At 37.3% G+C, this 21,985-nt stretch carries 23 protein-coding genes; 20 read left to right on the plus strand and 3 right to left on the minus strand.

The features are described 5' to 3' along the window. The 4 genes from AC4GZ8_RS25445 to AC4GZ8_RS25460 all read left to right on the plus strand — a co-directional run. A partial coding sequence (locus AC4GZ8_RS25445; protein WP_491084686.1) for a DNA cytosine methyltransferase occupies window positions 1–977 on the plus strand: 977 nt, incomplete at its 5' end. Window positions 978–1,222: 245 nt separating this feature from the next. Then, on the plus strand, window positions 1,223–1,447 hold the full coding sequence (locus tag AC4GZ8_RS25450; RefSeq protein WP_491084687.1) for a hypothetical protein: 225 nt from the start codon (window positions 1,223–1,225) through the stop codon (window positions 1,445–1,447). 103 nt (window positions 1,448–1,550) lie between these two features. Then, on the plus strand, window positions 1,551–1,727 hold the full coding sequence (locus AC4GZ8_RS25455; RefSeq protein WP_491084708.1) for an ATP-dependent DNA ligase: 177 nt from the start codon (window positions 1,551–1,553) through the stop codon (window positions 1,725–1,727). Further along, window positions 1,688–2,395: an ATP-dependent DNA ligase gene (locus AC4GZ8_RS25460; protein ID WP_491084688.1), complete on the plus strand. Its 708-nt coding sequence runs from the start codon at window positions 1,688–1,690 to the stop codon at window positions 2,393–2,395. Before AC4GZ8_RS25455 ends, AC4GZ8_RS25460 begins: the two co-directional genes overlap by 40 nt. Window positions 2,396–2,446: 51 nt before the next feature. Here the strand turns inward: AC4GZ8_RS25460 and AC4GZ8_RS25465 are convergent, their stop codons facing one another. Next, window positions 2,447–2,722 carry an HU family DNA-binding protein gene (locus AC4GZ8_RS25465; protein ID WP_491084689.1) on the minus strand — a complete coding sequence of 92 codons (276 nt, stop codon included), beginning with the start codon at window positions 2,720–2,722 and terminating at the stop codon, window positions 2,447–2,449. Window positions 2,723–3,283: 561 nt separating this feature from the next. Between AC4GZ8_RS25465 and AC4GZ8_RS25470 the strand changes: the two genes are divergently transcribed. The 12 genes from AC4GZ8_RS25470 to AC4GZ8_RS25525 all read left to right on the plus strand — a co-directional run bounded on the left by AC4GZ8_RS25470 (window position 3,284) and on the right by AC4GZ8_RS25525 (window position 15,901). Then, a complete protein-coding gene (locus tag AC4GZ8_RS25470; RefSeq protein WP_491084690.1) occupies window positions 3,284–6,604 on the plus strand; it encodes a helicase-related protein in 3,321 nt (1,106 codons plus the stop codon). 24 nt (window positions 6,605–6,628) lie between these two features. Beyond that, the gene (locus AC4GZ8_RS25475; RefSeq protein WP_491084691.1) at window positions 6,629–7,426 is read left to right on the plus strand and encodes a hypothetical protein; all 798 of its coding nucleotides are present in this window, start codon (window positions 6,629–6,631) and stop codon (window positions 7,424–7,426) included. A gap of 270 nt (window positions 7,427–7,696) precedes the next feature. Continuing rightward, a complete protein-coding gene (locus tag AC4GZ8_RS25480; protein ID WP_491084692.1) occupies window positions 7,697–8,389 on the plus strand; it encodes a hypothetical protein in 693 nt (230 codons plus the stop codon). 10 nt (window positions 8,390–8,399) lie between these two features. Then, window positions 8,400–9,002, plus strand: coding sequence for a hypothetical protein (locus AC4GZ8_RS25485; RefSeq protein ID WP_491084693.1), 603 nt, complete (start codon window positions 8,400–8,402; stop codon window positions 9,000–9,002). A gap of 38 nt (window positions 9,003–9,040) precedes the next feature. Next, window positions 9,041–9,661, plus strand: a complete 621-nt coding sequence (locus AC4GZ8_RS25490) for a hypothetical protein (RefSeq protein ID WP_491084694.1) — start codon at window positions 9,041–9,043, stop codon at window positions 9,659–9,661. A gap of 209 nt (window positions 9,662–9,870) precedes the next feature. Then, window positions 9,871–10,563, plus strand: coding sequence for a response regulator transcription factor (locus AC4GZ8_RS25495; protein WP_491084695.1), 693 nt, complete (start codon window positions 9,871–9,873; stop codon window positions 10,561–10,563). Window positions 10,564–10,661: 98 nt separating this feature from the next. Then, window positions 10,662–10,982 carry a DUF2325 domain-containing protein gene (locus AC4GZ8_RS25500; protein ID WP_491084696.1) on the plus strand — a complete coding sequence of 107 codons (321 nt, stop codon included), beginning with the start codon at window positions 10,662–10,664 and terminating at the stop codon, window positions 10,980–10,982. Window positions 10,983–11,041: 59 nt separating this feature from the next. After that, complete coding sequence (locus AC4GZ8_RS25505; RefSeq protein ID WP_491084697.1) at window positions 11,042–11,668, plus strand: metal-dependent hydrolase; 627 nt, start codon at window positions 11,042–11,044, stop codon at window positions 11,666–11,668. A gap of 72 nt (window positions 11,669–11,740) precedes the next feature. Then, window positions 11,741–11,893, plus strand: a complete 153-nt coding sequence (locus AC4GZ8_RS25510; protein ID WP_491084698.1) for a hypothetical protein — start codon at window positions 11,741–11,743, stop codon at window positions 11,891–11,893. Window positions 11,894–11,969: 76 nt separating this feature from the next. Continuing rightward, on the plus strand, window positions 11,970–14,162 hold the full coding sequence (locus tag AC4GZ8_RS25515; protein WP_491084699.1) for a type IA DNA topoisomerase: 2,193 nt from the start codon (window positions 11,970–11,972) through the stop codon (window positions 14,160–14,162). Window positions 14,163–14,183: 21 nt separating this feature from the next. Then, window positions 14,184–15,311 carry a hypothetical protein gene (locus AC4GZ8_RS25520; RefSeq protein WP_491084700.1) on the plus strand — a complete coding sequence of 376 codons (1,128 nt, stop codon included), beginning with the start codon at window positions 14,184–14,186 and terminating at the stop codon, window positions 15,309–15,311. Window positions 15,312–15,553: 242 nt separating this feature from the next. Next, window positions 15,554–15,901, plus strand: coding sequence for a hypothetical protein (locus AC4GZ8_RS25525; protein ID WP_491084701.1), 348 nt, complete (start codon window positions 15,554–15,556; stop codon window positions 15,899–15,901). A gap of 371 nt (window positions 15,902–16,272) precedes the next feature. On the opposite strand, the gene AC4GZ8_RS25530 is transcribed toward AC4GZ8_RS25525, so the two are convergent. Next, a complete protein-coding gene (locus tag AC4GZ8_RS25530) occupies window positions 16,273–16,584 on the minus strand; it encodes a hypothetical protein (protein ID WP_491084702.1) in 312 nt (103 codons plus the stop codon). Between the two features lie 600 nt (window positions 16,585–17,184). Between AC4GZ8_RS25530 and phnC the strand changes: the two genes are divergently transcribed. From phnC to AC4GZ8_RS25550, 4 genes are read left to right on the plus strand one after another with little or no spacing between them, the layout of a single operon-like run. Next, window positions 17,185–17,964: a phosphonate ABC transporter ATP-binding protein gene (phnC, locus tag AC4GZ8_RS25535; RefSeq protein ID WP_491084703.1), complete on the plus strand. Its 780-nt coding sequence runs from the start codon at window positions 17,185–17,187 to the stop codon at window positions 17,962–17,964. An 18-nt stretch (window positions 17,965–17,982) separates the two neighbouring features. Continuing rightward, the gene (gene phnD / locus AC4GZ8_RS25540) at window positions 17,983–18,864 is read left to right on the plus strand and encodes a phosphate/phosphite/phosphonate ABC transporter substrate-binding protein (protein ID WP_491084704.1); all 882 of its coding nucleotides are present in this window, start codon (window positions 17,983–17,985) and stop codon (window positions 18,862–18,864) included. Beyond that, the gene (phnE, locus tag AC4GZ8_RS25545) at window positions 18,864–19,697 is read left to right on the plus strand and encodes a phosphonate ABC transporter, permease protein PhnE (RefSeq protein ID WP_491084705.1); all 834 of its coding nucleotides are present in this window, start codon (window positions 18,864–18,866) and stop codon (window positions 19,695–19,697) included. The genes phnD and phnE overlap by 1 nt, the downstream gene beginning before the upstream one ends. A gap of 5 nt (window positions 19,698–19,702) precedes the next feature. Continuing rightward, window positions 19,703–20,689, plus strand: a complete 987-nt coding sequence (locus AC4GZ8_RS25550) for an NAD(P)-dependent oxidoreductase (RefSeq protein WP_491084706.1) — start codon at window positions 19,703–19,705, stop codon at window positions 20,687–20,689. Between the two features lie 167 nt (window positions 20,690–20,856). Here the strand turns inward: AC4GZ8_RS25550 and AC4GZ8_RS25555 are convergent, their stop codons facing one another. Next, on the minus strand, window positions 20,857–21,765 hold the full coding sequence (locus AC4GZ8_RS25555; protein WP_491084707.1) for a selenium metabolism-associated LysR family transcriptional regulator: 909 nt from the start codon (window positions 21,763–21,765) through the stop codon (window positions 20,857–20,859). Window positions 21,766–21,985 lie beyond the last annotated feature (220 nt).

The following is a 21,985-nucleotide window of genomic DNA, read 5'->3' on the forward strand; positions in this document are numbered from 1 at the left end:
CTTCCGCTTTAGTTGCAACAAATTATTTCGTTCCAGTTATGGAGATTGAAATGGAAGATGATTCGGCAGAAGTATTAAAACATAACTACCCAAATAGCTTACTGTTTCATGGTGATATGAAAGATGTTCATTCTGTTTCGAAGGCAGACATTGCCCTTGTTACGATGCCATGCAATGAAAGTTCTACGTTAGGGCTAAATGAAGGTAACGTAATGAACTCTTTAGCGATTTCTGCAGCAAAAATAATTCTTTCATCTCAAGCAGAGGTAGTATTTTTCGAAAATGTTCCTCAATGGTATGGTACAAATGATTGGGCCCTATTGAAAGAACTGTTGAAAGATGAATACCCTTATTTTGCAGAGCAACAAATCGAATCTTGGGACTTTGGATCAATCGCTACACGTTTAAGAAAATATGTGGTATGTTTCAAAGATAGAGAGATGTTTTTTGATTTCCAATTTCCGAAACCACCAAAGGTGCGTAGAAGAAAATTAAAAGATTTCTTAGATGGTAAGCATGTTGAGCATGAATGGAAGAGTTTAGATACATGGATGTCTAATTTTGAAAGTAGAGATTCATCTTGGCGAGATCGCAATCTGGAAAAAACATTCGTTACTGGAGATTGTACACAAATCAACTGTATCCCAAAGCGATATAGAGGGCAAAGTGCTTCATCATCATATGTTTTAAGTGAAGATAAAAAACACTGGCGATTCCTTAGTGTAAACGAAATCCGAAAGATTTTAGATGTTCCAGAATGGTTTGAGTTTCCTGAACACATCAGACCAACCAGAATCTATGAGATGCTTGGGCAAAGTGTGAGTTGTCAGGTAATAAAGGCCATAGCTAATAACATTGCAGCTACATTCATGAAACAAGCATTTAAAAAGGTGAATCAGACGGTGAGAGTTCTACAAGAAAAAGTTGAACAAGCGATTTCAATCGCTACAAATGGACAACTTGAATTAGTAATTTAATAGTTTAAAAGATGTATCGGTTTAAGAGACTGGTACATCTTTTTTATTTGGAGTATTAGGGGGACATATAGTACAGTTACCAACTTTAATGTAATTTAATTATTGTTATATTTTTATTATACGAAGTTCTAAATGTTAAATCATGGACATATAATTTTTTTGAGGGAGTCTATCTTTTTCTTGGTCTACTTTTTGGAATAGTGTCATACACATTAGTGAACACAAAATTAAGGAGATGATTACTAATGGGAAAAAAGTATGATGGCACTCTTGGAGGTAACATAATAAAGGATATTGCAAAAAATGCACATTCGAGTAAAACAAGTAGGAAACTGTGTGACGATATGAAGGTAAAATATAAAGATATTTTTGAAAAAGAGGGTAGGTTATCTGGTAAGTCAGATGCGGTATACAGAAAATTTTGTGGTGAAAGAAGAAAATATGAAAAGGTAAAAGACAAAATAAAGTAAATATTATCCTGTGTTGCTAACAGTCTTCACTTACTATCTTCATAGGTATTTGCTATGGTTGTGGAATGGAGTGATCTATATGCTAAATACACCAATCAAACCAATGTTATTACAACCATCAGTTGAAATACCAAAGGGCAATCATTACATCAGCCAAATCAAACTTGATGGGCATAGGGCTTTACTACATTATGATAAAGGGAAAATCACGATATTCACAAGGCATGGAAATAATGTTACGTGGAATATCCTGAGCTCCAGCATATTAAACTGCCATTAAATAACTGCATCTTAGACGGAGAATTAATTTGCTTTGACTCGGAATCAAATCCACCAGTACCTTGCTTTGATAGTCTAATGTCCCGCTTCCAAGCCTCTAAGCAGGAAGTAATCAATCAGCTAGCCATAACTCTTCCTGTTCACTTTTCAGCCTTTGATGTGCTTTATTTGAACGATAAACCACTAATTAATCGAGAGTTAGCACATCGTTTAGAAGTGTTGGAGTCAATTGTGACGAATGATCCGTTGATTTCCATTTGCCCGACCTATTCAGATGGGGAAATGCTTTTTGAGAAAACCGAAGAATTGGGGCTAGAGGGAATTGTCGTAAAGAACCTTAACAAGCCATACCATTTAGATTCAAGACCAATGGATGTATTCTATAAAATCAAGAACTATCAGCATGAAATGGTCCATATTGGGGCGATTCGTAAGAAGAAATTTGGTTGGTTAATGGTGAATAAAGAGGGGAAATATCAAGGGATTTTAGAATTTGTACCGCCTAATGAAAGAAAGGCATTTTATCATATATCTAAACAATTAATTCAACGTGAAGACAATGAATATATCTATCTGGACCCGATAATTAAGTGTCAGGTAAAATATCAATGCTTATCGAAAAAGGGTTTAATGAGAAGTGCAAGTTTTGAAAAGTTTATTTTAACTTAAAAAGGAGATCCAATAAAAAATTTAGCCGGATCTCCTTTTCTTTATGTAGAATTATTGTTTTACTGCGTCTTTGAGTGCTTTTCCTGGGCTAAAAGAAGGTACTATTGAAGCAGCAATTTCAATTTCTTCACCAGTCTGAGGGTTACGTCCTTTTCTTGCAGAACGCTCTTTAATTTCGAAATTTCCAAATCCGATTAATTGTACTTTATCTCCTTCAGTTAAAGCCTTAGTGATTGTATCGAATACAGCCTCGACTGCTTTTCCTGAGTCCTTTTTAGATAGCTCTGCTTTTTCAGCTACACTTGCGATTAATTCCGTTTTGTTCATAGGATAACCTCCAAAATATGTTTTACATAAAAATAGTATCATATCAAATAACAGGAAGTCATTTGTTTTCGTTTTATGCCAAAGGTCTTGTCGAATGAAGGCATAAAGGGTATAATAATCCTATATTATTTTACTTTTACTTTTTTTCGCGACCATTATTTAGGTCAGCTGTTACTTAACAAACAATTTGCAAGCCTTTGGGTTTGAGTTAGAAGTGTACATGATTGTATTATTGTGTGCTGTTCTAAATCAAACTTCAAAGGCTTTTTTAGTTTATTTAAAAACCTAAGATGTGTGTTCAAACGAGGATGATTGAGCTTATTTGCTCTTTATTATTCTCGTTTTTTATATAGATAAAAAAACTTTTAGAAAGAGAGAGGATCATTGATTGAAAGGAGATTGTTTTTAGGTTTTCTAGTCCATCAGTAACAAATTCAGTTTAAAAAGCAGAACAAATGTTCTATAATTTAGTCAAAGAAAACAAATAAGGGAGGTGTTCCCTAGCTAATGTTTATTGGTTAGGGGTACTACCCTTATACCCTCATTGGCTAGGGACTATTAATGTCAAACAAAATTGAGTGGAAATTAGAAGAAAACGAAGATTGTCCTAAAATGTTAGAAGTGTACTTAGAGCAAGCATGGCAAAATGCGTTTTGTTACGCTTTGGCTGTTGAAGCTCCAGACCAATCTTGGAAACAACCATTAATCCTAATGACGATCATTGCAGGAAGTGATTCAACTCTTCAAAGCATGAAGGCTGCAATGGACATTGGTTCAAATGGAATCTATTTTGGTTATGGTAATAAGACACTAACTGCATATGAATTTCAGAGAGATTTTCAATTAGGTGCTGATAAGGGTTCTTACGAAAAATTTCCGATTACGATTAATCAAAACCGTAAAGCCCTTGCGATTGTTCACGATAAGCTACTTGCTAATGATGAGTACGTTTTATCGTTTGATGGCAATCCAGCACAAGATATAGCAAACCTATTAGGTGGCTCGAAGTATGGTCTACATATCCTTGCTGAATGGAAGGACATTGTATATCAAGAACTAATCCGTGGTGGCTATTTAGAAGAGATCGAGATGTATTATGACAAAGACCTCTTTATTGAAGGTATGTCCCTACTACGAATTAAACTTTCTGAAGAGGAAGCAGATAACCTTATTTCTGAGTTAGTGAAAACAGGTAAACTTGTATTCCCGAAAAGTGGTTCTGGACAAGCGATTGAAAATGTAGATTCTTTAACAGATTACATGCTTCAATATTCAGATGCTATGGTTCAAAAACTTTCGGAAGAAGTTCAACCAACTCATAACCCGATGGAAGATGAGGCCTTACAATACTTTGAGTCTTTTCCACGTACTTTATTTCCGGTACAAAGCCATGTTGCAACAGCCGTTTCTAAGAGATTGCTAGAACAAAAGGCTGTGATAATACAAGGGGAAATGTCAACCGGAAAGACAAGTGTCATGACAAGTATTGCAGAAGGGTACCATCATTTAAAAGGGAAGAAAGGGTATTTCGCTTGTGTCATGGTTCCACCAAGCTTAACCGCTAAGTGGCCAGATGAAATTAGAGAGATTGTTCCTCATGCAGATGTTCATGTTATCGAAAAAACAAGCCAATTAATTGAATACCACGTAGCATGGGAAAAAGCAGGTCGTCCTAAACCAAAGAAGCCAACATTCTTTGTTATTTCCTTTACGACAATGCGTGGAGATAGTCGAATTGTTCCAGCTGTAGAGTTTTCTTACAAGAAAACTACAATACAGAAAACAGAAGACCGTACTCCATATAGATTTGGATACTATTGTCCTTCATGTGGTCATGCTCACCAAGTCATTGAATCTACTAATGTTGTGATCAATGAAAATGGAGAAGAGGAAAACAAACATGAAAAACGGACAATGCTTGAAGATGAGTTTGGAACTGGTAGACGTATTTCCAATAGTGTGAAACCACAAAACGCTTTTTGTTCTGAATGTGGGGATAGCCTATGGACGAAAAAAGTACCAACTCGTTATAGCTCTTTCAAAGAGTGGGCTGAACATGATAAAAAACTTGTTCATGCTATCAAGCAAAAGAATCCTAATCTAGTTAAGCATATTCAAGATACCCAAAAAGAGTTTCCAAAAGTAGTAGGAATGCCGAGACGTATTGCTGCTATTGAGTACATTCGTCGCCAAATGAGAAACTTCTTCGATATTTCAATAGTCGATGAAGTACATGAACTTAAGGGTGGAATGACAGCTCAAGGGAATTCTCTTGGAAGTCTAGCAAAGGTATCTAAAAAAGTAGTAGCTGGAAGTGGGACCATCTTTGGTGGGAAAGCCGAGGATGTCTATTACCTACTATGGCGTCTGTTCCCTCATGAAATGATTGCTAGTGGATTCGAATATTCAGAGATTCGTAAATTTAATGAAGAGTATGGGAATATAGAGGAAACCTTGTACGAATATAAAGATAATGGTGAATACTCCAATACAACTTCTCGTGGGGGAGTTAGAAGATCCGAAAAAGTTCTTCCTGGAATTTCACCCTTCATCTTCGGTCGATACATGCTTCACAACATGGTAAACGTTCGACTTGTTGACGTTTGGCCTGATCCGGTGCATCTAGAAAACGTACCAACGATTTTCGTAGATATGGATAAAGATTTATCTGCTGCTTATCGCGATATGATTGGAGCATTTGAACATGCGATTGATTCTCGTGAGGATGGGCATAAGTTATATCTTCCAATGACGGACTTTGGGATTAGTTATGTTGATAATCCATTTACATTTCCCAACGCAACGGTAAAAGTTGATGATACTGGTGAACGTGACCTTATTTGGAAAGCTATTCATTTAGATGAAGACCGTTTGCTTCCAAAAGAGAAAAAATTACAAGAGATTATACAATCTGAAATGTCAGAAGGGCGTAAATCAATTGTATATGTAAGAGATACTGGTTCTTCTAGTCCAGGTAGAGATGTTCGTCCGCGTTTGCAAAAAGTTCTTGAACAAATTGGAGCGAAGGTTTGTATCCTTGATACAAATACAACTGCAACCAATAAGCGCTCTGAGTGGTTGAAAAAGAAGATTGAAAAAGAAGGCTATGATGTATGCATCGTTTCTCAGGAGTTAGTAAAAGTTGGGTTAGACCTCTTGTGTACTCCTACTCTTATATACTATCAATTTAGTTGGTCTTTATTTACAATCTCTCAATCTAGCAGACGTGCGTGGAGAATTGGGCAAGATAAAGAATGTCGTATTTTCTATATCCAATATAAAGATACTTTCCAAGAATCAATGGCCACTTTAATTGCACAAAAAAATCGTGCATCAGCTGCTATTAACGGTGAAGTTTCTTCAGATGGATTATCCGCTATGTTAGGGGAAGAAGGAGACTTGCAATCTATGTTAATCCAGAGTGTTAAGAAGGGAAATAAAGTTCTTAAAGGATCTACAGAAGATTGGGTGAGTCAAACATCTGACAGAGCAAGAGAAATCCTTGCGGGTATTGGGAAGAAAAGACAACCATCTCTTCAAGAACAGGTTATTAACTGGATTACATCTCAAATCCAAGTGGAAGCAACCAAAAACGTACTTTTACGAAAAGCAAAGCTTGTTGCAGAGGATATCGAAAAAGGTAAGATTACTGGTTTTGTCGTCAATAACGGTGTACTAGAAGTGGATTTAATTGAAGCATTCGGCTTTGAATTTGTGCCAGATGGAACAATTCTTTCTCACTTAGTGGGTGCTCAACAGCCGAAGGCGCAAACTTCCTTTACGTATGATGCTAAATTAGTAGAAGTTGATCATTCTACGGTTTCATCTAAACGTAAGAAGAACGCACCAACGGACGGACAACTAGCATTTGACCTATTCTAATAAATTACAGGAGGATTCTAATAAATGATTTCAATAGTAGAGTTGTTAACATATTTTCAATTTTTCTTAATTATCGTGTTGGAGCAATATTGTATTGAGAAATCAATTCAAATTAAGGCTGCGTCCTACCGATTATCAATGGAATCTATGTATATTCCAGATGTTTATAGTGTAGAAGCGAGTCCAGTTGTATCCATTCAACAAGTAACACCTATTGTTGAGGTATCAGATATTGCAGGTACAGAGGCAGAAGATCTTCTTTCTGCCTTACAACAAGAATTAGGTGGTCTTGAAACGGAAGAACAAGCTCCTATAAAACATGATAACGTCTATGAAATTGAGCCTGCCGTAGCCATCTACCAAGACGAAGATACGTTTGATGAAAGGGTATTAATCAATGAGTTAAATGTCCTCGATCAAAAGGTAGAAGAAGAATCGATGGTAAATGAAGAAGATTGTTTGTCATTAGATGATTTAATGGATTTTGAAGAGCCGGAAATTTCAGTTGATTATCGTCAATTTGCAACATCTAAAATTGCAGATAATCTTATCGGAACTCAACAATGGACTGTAACTGTTATTGGAATGGAAGGTCCATATGTCCATGTAAGCGATGGTCGTCGTGTATGGCTTGACTTAGGCGAGAAAGCTAAATTGATTAATCCAAATGACATACTATCTGTTGAAGTGGATCGTAAGGAAGATGGGAAACTTGAAGTACTTCGTACAATTAAACTCGAAGAAGCTTCTTATGTAAGTGAGGATTACCTAATTCCTGATGAAGAATATTTTATGAACAGGGAAAAAAGGGTTGTATGCTAAAGGTATAAATAACTAGGGAATTGTAATAAATTCCCTGGTAAAACTCCCTTTGTTTTCCTAAATATTAATTGCAAAATGTGTAAATACCATTTATTATTGTTTTTGTAGAAGTGTGACGATTCTCGTCACTTTCTACCTAAAGTATAGGAATTTCAATCATTCTTATATTTTAGGTAGAAATTACCTACATAAAGTAATTTAAAAAAACCTAGATAAAAATTGGTTTTTTGCCGATAAATAACAATAGGAGAATGGAAGGGGAAGGAAAGTATGGCAACTGGCAACACCGAACTTCTAAATAGTTCTAAACTCATAGATTTTGTGAATGAAGCCAAGAAAGACAAACTTTTATTGGATGAAGTTAAGTTGAAATATTCACTTAAGAACAACGATGTCATTATGACGGGTGGAGGCAGAAGCGTATTTGATGAATTTTTAGACGAGGTTTATTACGAAAACGTTGAAATGTCATTAGATAACACTGTTCTAAGTTGGTATGGGCCATTAATTCATCATTTAAACTGTGATACAACGGCAACTATTAACATTGATACTGATGGGAATTATGAAGAATCGCATATTCCTATTACGTGTAATCTCATTCTCTCGAATAAAGAGGATGAAGATAAGATGCCTTACTTATATAATCAATTTATGAAGTTAGTGCAACTTCATAAATTTATAAAGCACGTTACGTTTGTTGGTCATGGTCATAAATTGACTAATATCAATATAACTTTCGAGATTGATAGAAAAGAGTTTAGTACAGCTCTAAGTAAGTTAGAAACTCCAAACATGACGTTATTCAATCAGTGGTTTGCGATCTTAAAGCATGTGAAAGCTAACCCGAATAATCGCTTTAAGTATACGTATGAAGTACCAATCCAGAACGGTAAAATGCTTTATTCGATTAGACGCGAGAGTATTACTGCAAAAATTGTATGTAATACAATAGAAGAATAGGAGGGGTAATATGAAGCTTTTAAAAAATGCTTTTATCCCATTATTTGTTCTAATTCTCTCACTGATTTGCCCGAATCTTGGTTTCGCAAATGAAAACGGCATTCCTACGTTTGTAGAAAAGAAAGAATTTAACGGAAACCCAGTTGAGGAAAAAGAATTTGAGCCTACTATTGGGAATTGGACAGAAGATGTAAACGGAATTATGCCCCATATTTATGACACAGGTATGAAATTCATTACGATTATGTTCATTATTGCAGTCGTCGGTTTAGCATTATCTCTTGTTTTTAAAAATGGTCAATGGACGAAATGGTCTTCGGGTGTAATGACTACTACACTTTTAATCATTCTAGTCTTCCGTGGTGGACCGATTATTATGTTGACAACTGACGCAATAGGGATTACACTTTTTGCAAGTGATGTATTGAATTTTGCAACCTCCGTTGGCCTTTATGTGGCAATTGGAATGACGTTAGTTTCATTGTTAATGCGATTATTCTACAAGCTCATTAATCATCCAGATTACTTCCGCTGGAGCAAACGATTAATGATAGGTTCAGTAATTATTGCAATATTGTCATTAGTAATGCCTGTCGTGTTCTTAGGTTCTTAATAAAAAAGAGGTTGCTTGTTTTAGAGGAGAGATAGAGAATGATAAAATTAGTCGTAGATAACACAAATAAAAAAGCGACTCCTAAAACATGTGCCACAGCTTGCAGCATCTATGACCCAATTACTCAACAATGTGGAATTTGGGATGAAGTCGAAGTTATGAGTCCTGGCGTATATGCTCGGTGTCAAAAGAAACAGCCGATATTAACTGAAGAATCACTACCAATGAAAAAAACAGGTTCTAAAAAAATCAAGTTTACTCTTTTAGAAGATAACTTTGAGTGTGAGTTTGATGATCAAGATGTTTTCTATAAATTACAAGGGGAACGCTTTGACGAAGAAAAATCAAATTATCCATTTAGACCTGATTTTCCATCGAATCGAGAAGATGCCATTTGGTACGTTGACCCTACAGAAACTTATGGCTGTTGGATTGTGAACCATTCCAAACGAAAGTTTATGTCTGTTTCAGCAGGTCAAACTCCTGAAAAAAGCATAGCATCAAGAATATATAAATCACCTTATCCATTGCACGATCATAAATCTTCTAAGTCATTAGCGAGTCGGATGTGTTGGTATATAGATGAGGAAGGTTTTGGACAATATGTATTGATTGGGAATGGGGAAATCATGATGTTGTCCAGCTCTAGAATAAAGTAATAAATAAGAGGAAATGAGAAAATAAAAACTACTTTGTTGGCATTGTTGTATCTAAAGTAGTTTTTATTTATAATAAGAGTATAGTAGTTGTAGCCTAGCAAGTAGTTAAATTTCATAATATGAAACAAGGGAAAAACCCTCAATTTAAAGACACATAGCGATATGTGTTTTGTTGGGTTTTTCCTTTTTTTGTTTTTAAAGGAGGATGGATGATATTTGTTATGAAAATGCTGATTTTAGATAACCAAAATCCCTACCGTGTGGGAATGCAAAAGTTACTTGAGCTCCGCTTTCCAGAACTTATAACGGATTGCCATGATGTAGCTGCGCTTTCGAATCTTGAGTTTATCTCAACTGCAGACTTACTCCTGCTAGACCCATGTGATGTATCCTCAGTTGAGCAAGTATCAACTCTGTTAGTACCAATTATCAATAAAGGGGTTCAAGTCATTATTTATAGTATGTGTGCAACTGAAACATTCTTGTTGGATATGCTTTCGATTGGAGTGAGGGGATACTTAATGAAGAATTCAAGTCCTACTGACTTCATGAAAGGTATATCAAGTGTAATGAATGGTGAACGGTATATTGATTCTTCGTTGGTTCCTGTTTTATTAAACCGAATTGCAGATAAAGAGGAAATATCTGAGCCACCTGTTGGAATCCATAAAAGTAAGGTTTCCCCGGAGGATATCTTAACTTGTACGGAATGGACCATTCTCAAGTTTTTTATTCTTGGCCTCTCCAATTCAGAGATAGCAAAAGAACTATTTTTATCAGAAAGTACTATATCTCAGTACATGGGGAAGATTGTGAGTAAATTAGAAGTTCCAACTCGTACAGCTGCCGCGATAAAAGCCGTTGCCAATGGATGGGTAGATGTATCTGAATATGTTTATTAAAAACTTTTAACACTTCTTAAAAAACGCTTGCAAAAAGTGTAATTTGTATTGTATATTTGTTATACAAAATCAATCAAAAATTAAGGAGTGTTTAAGAGATGAAAAAACCAGTTATTGCAGTATTTGGAGGCAGCCAAGAGGGTACATTCGCTAAATTAGGGAAAAAATACAATTGTGAGGTGTTACACCATTCAGGTAAAAGCCGTAATGGAGGAAACAAAAAGGAATTCCGAAATATCATAAAGAAAGCTGATAGCGTTGTAGTGCTTTTAGGAGCTTGCGGGCATGTGAGCATGGATGTAGTAAAGGACGTTTGTAAAAAATTAGATAAAAAGGTAGATTTCGTGAATGGTTTCGGTGCTACTGGAGCAATTCAAAAGGGACTTGAAGCATTAGGGATTGTGGTAGAAGTTGCATAAAAAATCTTATAAAAAGGAACTGATCAAATGAATTGTATGATAGTAAGTGTTGCTGGCAGTTGGTTACAACAATGTTAGCTACAGGTCATCAAGTCTTTGGAGTAACCTGGGGAATTATTGCGATTACGCTGTTTACCATTTCGGGTGTTACTCCAAAGGAACCAATATCAACATTGATATTTTTTGGATTTATACTTATTGGTTCATTGTTTCCAGATATAGATACACCCAAATCAAAGCTAGGCAGATACTTTTGGACAGTGGCGATTATCATCGTATCTGGAATTCTGACTGTTGTTATCTACTTTCCCACCCTTTTTACAACGATTTTAGCTTACTTGAAATCTATTTCCCTTCTACTTCTACCGTTTCTTCTCGTGTTTACGGGGCATCGGAAATTCACTCATTCCCTTTTGTTTTTCCTTCTACTTTGCTTATACAGTCTCCTTACGAAAATGTATTTTGAAATCCCGCTTTTTTATTATACTGGTTTCTTGTGTGGAGTAGCTTCCCATTTAGTAGGTGACTACATTACTAAGAGGGGAATTCCGTTATTTTATCCCTTCAGCAAGAAGTACTTTAAGTTTATCGTGACCTTTCGAACAGGTTCATCTAAAGAGCATATAATTACCGGAATACTTACGCTCATCATAATAATCTATTACGTTTTAACCTATATTTTTTAAAATCTAGGTATCAAAAAGATACATTGAGTAACGGAGTTTCTTAAAGACACAAAATGTTAAGGAGGGAATTGTATGAACGAAACTGTATACATGGATATGAAGAACGTGAACGATGTTAAAGTATCTTCTCGTTTGATTACTAAATTACTAAATGAGGGGTACGACATAGTAAAAATCATTCCTTTTGCCAACAACACAATTTTTGAAATTCAATTGAAAAAGTAGTGAACATTTCGAAATTTTAATGAAAAGTGCATTAAAAAAGAATAGATTTCCCATTATGTAGAGAGGAAGAATTAGAGTGCATCTATTAATCTTTGAAAAACCTCAACAAGCGAGAACGGTATGTAAAGCTTTCACTCATAAAGATATGAAAAGTCATATTGAGATTTCACCTAATCAATTTTTTCCTAAAGGAGCAATTGGGGTTTGGTGTATCGGTCATTTATTAAGAGCCTATGAGCCAGGAGAATACAAAGAAGAATGGAAAGATTGGAATCTTTCACAGCTTCCTATGATACCTGAAAAATTCTTCTTAAAAGTAGATGAACAAAAAGCAAAACAGTATAGCGTCGTTCGTAAATGGATTAATGATCCTCAGATTACAACCATTATTACTGCCAGTGATCCGGGCCGTGAAGGAATTTTGCTCACAAGGTCAGTTTTGAATCAAGTGAAAAATCGGAAACCTGTTAAGCGATTATGGACAACAAGTTTAACCAAGAATGCCGTTCTTAAAGCATTTGGGCAACTTAAAGATGAAAATGAATATACCAGTGTTTACGCTGAAGCCCGCTCCAGACAAATATCTGATTGGGTAATAGGTATGAATGCTAGTCGAGTGGTTTCGATACTTACTAAGGAGAAAGGGATTCGGGATGATAAGAGGGGATTCAGTTTAGGGCGCTGTCAAACCGCCCTTTGCTCATTAATTTATCGTCGTGAAAAAGAAATCGAAAATTTTAAACCTACTCCTTTTTGGGACCTATATAGTCGTTTTGTAATGGAAAATGGTGATTCGTATCAAGGTAAATGGTTTAAAGAAGGGGAAGAGCACATTTGGGACAATGCTAGCGCAGAGGCTTTAAAGAGTTACATAGAAAATAAGCCTAGCAGAATTTCTTCTGTTTTCAATGAGGAAAAAGAAGTGCAGCCACCTCAATTCTTTAACCTAACAGAATTACAATTTGTTGCGAATAAGTTGTATCAATACTCACCTGACCAAGTGTTGAAAATCGCACAAGGTTTGTATGATAAGGAATATTTAACTTATCCGAGATCCAGTCCGAGAGTAGTTTCACAAGAAGAAGCAAAGGGCTTTCCTGCTATCCTATCAAGTTTAAGTAAATTAGATGCTTTTTCGTCTTATTTTCCAACTCCATTAGAGGATATTAGTAAAAATAAGCGATTTGTTGACGATAATGGTGTGGATGACCACCATGCAATTTTACCTACAGAAACACCACCTGCTAGATTGGATTCTCTGTCAAAGGATGAACAACGCATATATGACATGGTGGTGAAATCGTTTATTGCAGCACACTATCCTAATGCTCGTTACGACCAATCGGAGATACAGACATTGGTAGATGAACAATTCTTATTTAAAACAAAAGGCAGTCGATTGGTCTTAGAAGGATGGAAATCCATTTATTCAAATGAATTGAAACAAGAAGATGAAGAATCTAGTGAAGAAGAACAATTAACGCTTCCAGCTGTAAAAGAGAATGAAGTGGTTACCATTCAAGATTTGGAGTTGAAGGAAGGTATCACAAAAGCACCACAAAGATTTACCTCTGGTCAATTAGTGAAAGTCATGGCTAATGCAGGAGCCTTTCTTACAAAGGAAGAAAAAGAAGGGTTTTCTAATAAAGAACTAAGCCTGGGAACAGTAGCAACCCAAGCTAGCATCATAAAACAGGTACTTGATAAAGGGTATGCTTCTGTTAAAAAGAATAAGGTGTATCTCAATCCAAAAGGTGACCTTCTCATGAAGATACTAGGAGAGAAAAATTGGTTGGCTTCTCCTGTCACTACAGGTAAGATGGAAAGTTATCTTACCGAGATCGGGAAAGGGAAAAAGTCGTTTGAGCCGTTTTTAAAAAGAACCAATGATTTGGTTACGGAGTTTGTCCAAGACCTAATTGAACAGTCGAAGAGTTGGGATTTTGAAGATGCGATAGAGGAAGTTAATCAAGAGGTAGGGATAGGTTCTTGTAAATTATGTGGGGGCCCCATTGTCGATAAAGGTAAGTTCTATGGATGTGACAATTACACCAAAACCAAGTGTAGTTTTTCGATTTCAAAGAAGTTAGCAGGAAAAGACCTTACCCAAGCACATGTTAAGAGTATTCTCGAAAAAGGAACTACTCCACTAATCAATGGATTTTTAAAGAAAAATAAAGAGGACACATTTGATGCTTTCCTCGTATGGGATTCTAATCAAAAGAAAGTAACGTTTAGTTTTGAAGGTGTAACCAATAAAAAGAAATAATAACAGAACGGAGGGAATGCAATGTGGCGAGTGAATGAGAAGGTATACGATATTTCTAATTATAGTGACGAGGTGCGGACTAGTTTATTTCAAAGATGGAGAGAGAAAGGGCTCACCATTGAATGTATGTGCCAACAAACGAATAATCACTACCCGTTAATGCACATTCGAAAAACGACCAATGATTTATTAGTACCAGTCAATAATCGGTCCAATTCAAAGGATAGTATTGAACATTCGGCTGACTGTTCTTTTAACACCCATTATCGTAACCATTTGGGAGCAATGGGAATAAAGGTGCTAGATGATGGAACGATTGAATGCACTCTAAAAGATAAAAAGGTGAAGGAAAAGTCCGAAGGTCACTCATCTCTCACATCTAAACTTACGTCTAATTCAATACCTGGCATTCCTTCTGTTCCTAGATCCGCTTTACGATTTTTATTTTTAACCTTAATTCAAAAATACGAGATTCATACCTTTCGATATGAACAGGAGAGAAATATAGATAAACGTCTATATAAAGCTTGCTGTGAAGCTATGGTTAATCAAACGAATCTCAGAAACGTCCTTTATCTGGCCAACGATAATTTTAAATATCAATTCAAGAAACATCAGTTTATTGTTGGTTGGGGGAGAAGGGACCAGTTTAAAAATGAAGGTAAGTTTGTTTCGATTCCTATGTATTCGTTAGCAGAGCCTTCTAGCTTTGTTTACGAGCATAAGGTACCTCAATGGATATTCGAAGAAGCGACCTTTACAAAAGCAGCAGTAAGCACAGGATATTGGGTCATATGGCGAGACAAAGATTCTAATGGGATATTACGAGATAAAGAGATTATTTTTGTTCCTGCAGAAGAACATACAATGATCCCAATCGATTCCTCTTTAGAAGAAAAAATGTTACAGTATCTTGTTTCAAAGAAAATTTCATTTAAAAAACCTCAAATTATGTCTGTAGGAGAAGACCTTCTCCCGGACTTTATCCTTACTGACCATCAACCCAATACGATAATTGAAGTTGCAGGGTTGTTAGAGGATAAGGGATATGTGGAAAGATTACGTGAAAAAGAGACTTATTACAAAAGTAAGGGTTTTAAATACATTGAATGGGATGGAAAAGAAGATTTTACTAACCTAAACATTTAACCAAAAGGAGTGAAAATATTGTTTTTTCCAACGATTTATTGCAATCGTACAAAGCAAGTTCACCTAGTTAAAAATCAAACTTCTTCTGAATGCGGTACTTTCACTTTGAAGAGATCAGCATCTGAGCACAAATCTATCTTTCTCAGAAAAATTAAATTTACATCTATAGAAAATGTAACTTGTAAAAAATGCAAAGGAATCCTTCAGAAGAAAATTAAGGAACTAAAAATAGGGTGATAACCATGAGTCAGGATTTAGCTTTAACATTTATTGATTTCGAGAACTTGGTTAAAGAAGCAGAACAAACATATGATTCTACTATTAATTTTGAAAAGTTTTCAGAAGCCATTCAGCTTCAACATGATAAACATAATATGAAGAATTGCGGGGTTTACGCTTATTCTGATTTTGATACAGCAGTAGAAGGAGTCCAAACGAAACTCTATCGACTTGGAATACAAGCTCGTCATGTAGTGACAAAAGCACCCGATAAAGAAAAACGTACAAGGGGTCCTACCAACGAAAAGCGAAAAACATACGCTAAGGAATTTGTTCAGATAACCTTGGGTTTCGTAACACCTTATAAATAAAAGGTTTATGAGGATTTCTCTCATTCATTGATGTTCAATAACTCATTCACTTATCTATGTTCAGTTAATAGGTCGAAAATATGTTTCGTTACATTTTGATGGGCTTAGCGTATAGAAAATGCGTTTTTTCTATGTCGAAAAGTGCTTAACGTATGTTTTCCGCATTTTCCTTATGGTACCCCAATAGAGTCTTTTAGTTTCTCAAATACTTCCTCTTTCGTTGAAGGAAAGAATTTTTGAACCTATGCAGCTGCAAGACAGAGATCAAAGGCCGCTGGGTGACCGTAGACCAAGAGAAGGGCAAACGGCTTATGTGTGTCAGAGAAGATGTAAGAAGAGGGTGTACGCGAAAAAGTAAGCTAAGTAACTAATTATTTATTTCTTTTGAAGAAGTTTATCACAATAATTCCATACCTTAATGTTTGAATCTTCTTCATTAACAGCTTTCCTAAACCCGTTATAACATATTTGCCGAACACGTTACCTGGTTCATTAAAATAAAATGCATAATCTTTTGTACTCCTGGTACTATCTTGAAGATGGTTTTGAAGGAAAATGGTATTCCGTTCAAATTCGATTAGCTTGCGTTTTTGACTGAGATAATCGGTTAGTTGTTCTGAACTGTATCCTAATTCGAAACATAAATCAACCGCCATTCGGAATCGCTTTAAATCGTTAAGCATTGGTTACACCTCCAGTTATACACTTGAATCTATTCATGTAATATTTCAACATCATTCGACATAACCCGCCACCCATTAATTGAAGAAATAACGAATATTGAAGTTGGACTTAGAACTGGTGTTTCAATTCCATCATCTATACCATCGACAGAACCAGTCAAAAACATTATTCAAAAACGATTTCTCCGAATTTAATCCATATCACTTGCTTCGAAACGCTAACCTGACAGGGTTAAATGATAGTACTAGAGGCATCGAAACTATGATCCTGATCAATATCAAGTGACACATTGGCAGTGTCTAGATTGCTCGAAAAAATCTCGTAATATGAGAAATTAAGGACGACAAATGGGAGTCTATAGAGTAGAAAGGCTACTTTGTCAGTCCTATATTGAAAGACCAGTTTTAAAAAATTATCTCATGTTTTGTTTCAAACTTTGACATTAATCCCATCTTCAAATTCCTCACTTATTACAAATACTAATAAATGATATCTAATTTTCGAATAAACCCTTAACCATTTATTAATAAACATCTGGTATTTACTTAACATTTCTATGCGAAGATGAACAGTAGAAATAATAGAGAGGAGTGAACAACATGATAGAAATCAATGACCTAACAAAAAAGTTTGGGGAAAATCAAGTTTTGGATCGTGTGAATTTCTCAATAAATGATCGGGAATTCCTCGTTATCTTAGGTTCTAGCGGTGCGGGAAAATCAACCCTTTTACGCTGTTTAAATGGCTTAGTTCAACCTACAAGCGGACAAATTAAACTTGATGGCACCATCTATCAAAAGAAAAATATTCAAGAGATTCGCCGCAAAGTCGGTTTTATTTTTCAACAATACCAAGTTATTGGGAACTTAACTGTGAAGCAAAATGTACTGCTAGGCAGCTTAGGCACGAAATCTTTTTGGAATATTTTCTTTACGAAGGAGGAGCACGTGCGAGCAGAGGAAGCCATTGAGATGGTCGGTTTAAGCGATAAAATTCATGCGCGGGTGAACCAACTAAGCGGTGGACAAAAACAGCGAGTAGGAATTGCCCGGGCTGTCCTGCAAAATCCACAAGTCATTTTAGCCGATGAGCCTGTAGCCAGTTTAGATCCGGTGACAAGCCAAGAAATTCTCTCTCTCCTTAAAAGGATCAATGAGGAAAAGGGTACAACGATTGTCTGCAATCTTCACCAATTGGACTATGCAAGAAGCTATGCAGAGCGAATCATTGGGATTCGGCATGGAAGGATTCAATTTGATGGGGCACCGTCCCTGTTAAAAGACTCTGATATTGCGAGGATCTATGGAAGTAACGAATTGATAGCGAAAAATGAGGAAGAAACGGTTAAGCCCCTCATCGGTTCGCTCGCACATACGTAAAATCAAGGAGGATTTTAAATGAAAAAAGGAATGATTCTATCTGTCGTCTTAGGTCTAGCGACCATCTTGTCTGTAGGGTGTGGAAATAACGAAGGAGCGGTAAGTGCAGGTGAAACAAAAACACTACAAGTGGCGCTTCTTCCTGATGAGTCGCCAGGAACTGTCATAAAGAACAATGAGTCGTTAAAGCAATACTTATCTGACACGTTAAAGATGGATGTAGATTTGGTCGTTACAACGGACTATTCAACGATGATTGAGGCTATGAGAAACGGGAAAATCGATGTGGGCTATTATGGTCCTCTATCCTATGTGCTATTAAAGCAAAAGATGGATCAAGCCGAGGCATTCGCTGCTAAGGTAGAAAAAGGCTCTCCTTCCTATCAAGCGGTCGTTATTGCAGGTTCTGATTCAGGTATACAGTCTTTAGCCGATATCAAAGGCAAAACAGTTGCGTTTGGTGACATAGCCTCTACTTCCAGTCATATGATTCCAAAGGAAATGATCTTGTCTGAAGCTAAGCTGGAAAATGACAAAGACTATCAACAGCAATTCGTGGGTGCACATGATGCGGTGGCCATGGCAGTCCAGAATGGCAACGCTCAAGCAGGGGGATTAAGCAAACCGATCTTTGAATCGCTGGTGCAAAAAGGCACCATTGACGGTGAGAAAGTAAAGGTGATTGCTGAGTCCGACCCGTATCCGAACTACCCATGGGTACTCAATTCTGACTTGGATCAAGAGCTTCAAGAGTCTATCAAGCAAGCTTTCTATAATCTGAAGGACGAGTCTGTGTTGGAGCCTTTGAAAGGGGAAGGTTTTGCCCCGATCGAAGACAAGGATTATGATGTGATCCGTAACATGGTCAAGCTTCTGGGATTAGATCTGGAGAAGATGTAATGAGTCAAGTACAGCAAGAACGTTTACCACTAAAAAAAGCGCCTGTTCCGCGAGAAGGCTTTTGGAGCAATTGGGGTTGGATCCTGGGCTTCAGTGTCCTCTTAGTGCTTGGATCGCTTCTGTATACATTAAACATGAGCTGGGATGCCCTAACGTCAGGAGATATACTGCAAAATCTGCTTCAGATTTTGGGGGAAATGTTTCCCCCTGATCTAAGCGTCATTTTGACCCTTGGAAAACCCATTGTGGAGACGTTGGCGATGAGCGTGATGTCGACGTTGCTTGCGGTAGCCATTGCGTTTCCGCTTAGCTTTCTTGCAGCCGAAACGACTTCCGTTCATCCAACGGTTCGATACTGCGTCAAAGGCTTATTTAATGCCTTACGGACCATTCCCGAATTAATTATGGCAATTATCTTTGTAGCTTCCGTCGGCTTCGGGATTTTGCCGGGAATTTTGGCCTTAGGGATTCACTCCGTAGGCATGCTAGGGAAATTTTATGCAGAAGCCATTGATAAAGTAGATAAGGGATTAATCGAAGCAGTGGAATCCTGTGGAGGTTCCCGCTTTCATATCATCGTTTTTAGCGTGATTCCTCAAATTCTTAGTCATAGTATCGACTTTTCGTTATACCGATGGGAGTATAATTTCCGAGCGTCAACAGTGGTAGGCATGATCGGAGCAGGTGGTGTCGGATTCCAGCTCATCGCGTCGCTTCGGATGATGCAGTACCAAGAAGTATTAGCCATTTTGATCGCTGTATTTGTCATGGTCCAGTTTGTTGATGCCTTTGGAAATGCCATTCGAAACAGATTAATTAGTCAGGAGAGATAATAAACATGAACAGACCAAAAGTATTCATATCCCATTGGATGCCGAACATGGGAGTGGAGAGTATCCAACAATATTGCGAAATCGACTACTACGACGGAACGATTCCTCTGAGCAAAGAGGAGTTCATTTCTAGAGCCAAAGATGCCGATGCCCTCGTTATCTTTGTTCCGGATGTGATTGATGCGGAGATTTTAGATCATTGCCCTCGCGTGAAAGTCATCAGCAGCTTTGGTAGAGGCTATGATAACATTGACGTAGAGGAATGTACGAAACGGGGGATTTTGGTGACCGTTAATCCGAATGCCCTGACGGACTCGACAGCTGACCTGGCGATCGGACTGCTTTTAGCCGTTTCCCGGAATATCCTGTTAGGGGATCAGCACGTAAGAACAGGCCCTTTTTCCGGATGGCATGCGACCAACCTTTTAGGAAGAGATTTTCATCATTCCAGATTAGGGATTATTGGCATGGGTTTGATTGGAGAAGCCATTGCTGAGAGAGCGAAAGGGTTTGGTGTGGAGATGTGGTATACAGACGTGCAATCCTTTCCGGAAAAGGAGGCACGGCTTGGCCTACGTTATACAGATCTAAATCACTTGCTGGAAGTATGTGATTTTGTGATTGTCGTGGTGAACTTAACCGAGCAAACCTATCACCTCATCGGGGAAGAACAGATCAAGAAGATGAAAACAGGAAGCTATTTAATTAATATCAGCCGGGGTTCTACCGTCGATGAGGCGGCTGTCAGTCAAGCTTTACAAGAGGGTCTTTTAGGAGGTTACGCAGCAGATGTGTTCGAATTTGAAGATCCTCTGACCCCACATCGCCCAGAGTTTATATCAGAGGATTTACTCTCTCATCCTTCTAAAACCGTGTTCACGCCGCATATTGGGACAGGTACGATTGAAGCCAGAGAGCAATTGGCTTACTCCACTGCCCATCAGCTGCTTGCTGCTTTAAGGGGAGAGAAGCCGACAGGAGCCGTAAATTAAAAAACGCTGGCCATTAATGGCCAGCGTTTTTTGTCGAATCGGAATTAATAATTTGTATAAATTCCATCTCTGCATAAGCACAACTAAGGCCGGCGCGTAACTCGATTAACCAACTAAAAGTTAATCGAGCTATCTGCGCAGAAGGCTTGGTGCTAGCCAAGTTTTCTTTACTTTGGTTCAAAATGCTTGATTATATAATGTAAAAATGTTTCTGCTTGTGGAGGCAAAAACTTGTTCTTAACGTAGACAAGATAGAAGGAACGGCGGAAATCTAGACCCTTAATTCCGATTATTTTCAACGTTTCCAATTTCAGTTCACGCTTCAGTGCATATTTGGACAAAATGGAGATTCCCATTCCCGTTTCAACGGCCGCTTTCACCGCTTCCGTATTTCCCAATTCCATGACAATTTGCAGTTTCTTGGCGTCGAGGTCCAATTTTGCAAGTACGTCTTCTATTACTTGACGGGTTCCAGAACCTGGTTCCCTTAAGATTAACGGAATAGAAAAAAGCTCATTAGGGTTAATCGATTCACGGTTTCTGAGCAGGGGATGAGGGCAGCTCTTGGAGCTGACTGCAACTAATTCATCTTCTAAAATAGGTTCATAATAAAGCTTAGGATGGCGTAAGTTCGATTCGATAAATCCTAATTGAATCTCCTGGTTCAATAGCTGATCAATGATTTGTTGAGAATTACTGATTTGCATCCGCAGCGTGACTTTTGGGTTTTCCATTTTAAATTTTCCCAGTAAATAGGGAAGGATATGCTCTCCCACTGTCGTACTCGCCCCTAACTGAACCTCCCCAGTCAGAGCTTCTGATAACAATGAAATTTCCTTTTCCGCGTACTCTACCAAATGCATAATGCGTTCGGCATAATGATAAAGGACATGACCAGCTTCGGTTAAACGGATGGTTTTGGTGGTTCGCTCAAACAATTTCGTTTGAAGATAATCCTCTAACTGTTGGATTTGCAAGCTAACCGAGGGCTGGGAAATATGCAAAGCCTTAGCGGTTTGAGAAAAATTCCTTTTTTCTGCTGCAATATAAAAGACTTTAAGATGACTAAGATTCATGAATCATTATCTCCTGAAACATATAGATTACCCTTATCTTAAATCAATTGGATGGTTTATAAAAGGTACATCGTCTAAAGAATTCATCCAATCCTTGGGGAGTAGAAGAGGAATCAGGAGGAAGCTAGAAGAATAGTCCTGGAATGGGGGAGGTTATGATAACAATGGACAGCAAGTTTCCCAAACTTTACAGCAGTTTTATCAAAAATTAGATGATAGA

This window comes from Metabacillus sp. RB-C-LZQ-3-1, assembly GCF_058315175.1.

Excerpts from the sequence above, each read along its gene's own strand:
- AC4GZ8_RS25450 (WP_491084687.1), top strand. The coding sequence starts at position 1,223 with ATGGGAAAAAAGTATGATGGCACTCTTGGAGGTAACATAATAAAGGAT.
- AC4GZ8_RS25455 (WP_491084708.1), top strand. The coding sequence starts at position 1,551 with ATGTTATTACAACCATCAGTTGAAATACCAAAGGGCAATCATTACATC.
- AC4GZ8_RS25465 (WP_491084689.1), bottom strand. The coding sequence starts at position 2,722 with ATGAACAAAACGGAATTAATCGCAAGTGTAGCTGAAAAAGCAGAGCTA.
- AC4GZ8_RS25470 (WP_491084690.1), top strand. The coding sequence starts at position 3,284 with ATGTCAAACAAAATTGAGTGGAAATTAGAAGAAAACGAAGATTGTCCT.
- AC4GZ8_RS25475 (WP_491084691.1), top strand. The coding sequence starts at position 6,629 with ATGATTTCAATAGTAGAGTTGTTAACATATTTTCAATTTTTCTTAATT.
- AC4GZ8_RS25480 (WP_491084692.1), top strand. The coding sequence starts at position 7,697 with ATGGCAACTGGCAACACCGAACTTCTAAATAGTTCTAAACTCATAGAT.
- AC4GZ8_RS25485 (WP_491084693.1), top strand. The coding sequence starts at position 8,400 with ATGAAGCTTTTAAAAAATGCTTTTATCCCATTATTTGTTCTAATTCTC.
- AC4GZ8_RS25490 (WP_491084694.1), top strand. The coding sequence starts at position 9,041 with ATGATAAAATTAGTCGTAGATAACACAAATAAAAAAGCGACTCCTAAA.
- AC4GZ8_RS25495 (WP_491084695.1), top strand. The coding sequence starts at position 9,871 with ATGATATTTGTTATGAAAATGCTGATTTTAGATAACCAAAATCCCTAC.
- AC4GZ8_RS25500 (WP_491084696.1), top strand. The coding sequence starts at position 10,662 with ATGAAAAAACCAGTTATTGCAGTATTTGGAGGCAGCCAAGAGGGTACA.
- AC4GZ8_RS25510 (WP_491084698.1), top strand. The coding sequence starts at position 11,741 with ATGAACGAAACTGTATACATGGATATGAAGAACGTGAACGATGTTAAA.
- AC4GZ8_RS25520 (WP_491084700.1), top strand. The coding sequence starts at position 14,184 with ATGTGGCGAGTGAATGAGAAGGTATACGATATTTCTAATTATAGTGAC.
- AC4GZ8_RS25525 (WP_491084701.1), top strand. The coding sequence starts at position 15,554 with ATGAGTCAGGATTTAGCTTTAACATTTATTGATTTCGAGAACTTGGTT.
- AC4GZ8_RS25530 (WP_491084702.1), bottom strand. The coding sequence starts at position 16,584 with ATGCTTAACGATTTAAAGCGATTCCGAATGGCGGTTGATTTATGTTTC.
- phnC (WP_491084703.1), top strand. The coding sequence starts at position 17,185 with ATGATAGAAATCAATGACCTAACAAAAAAGTTTGGGGAAAATCAAGTT.
- phnD (WP_491084704.1), top strand. The coding sequence starts at position 17,983 with ATGAAAAAAGGAATGATTCTATCTGTCGTCTTAGGTCTAGCGACCATC.
- phnE (WP_491084705.1), top strand. The coding sequence starts at position 18,864 with ATGAGTCAAGTACAGCAAGAACGTTTACCACTAAAAAAAGCGCCTGTT.
- AC4GZ8_RS25550 (WP_491084706.1), top strand. The coding sequence starts at position 19,703 with ATGAACAGACCAAAAGTATTCATATCCCATTGGATGCCGAACATGGGA.
- AC4GZ8_RS25555 (WP_491084707.1), bottom strand. The coding sequence starts at position 21,765 with ATGAATCTTAGTCATCTTAAAGTCTTTTATATTGCAGCAGAAAAAAGG.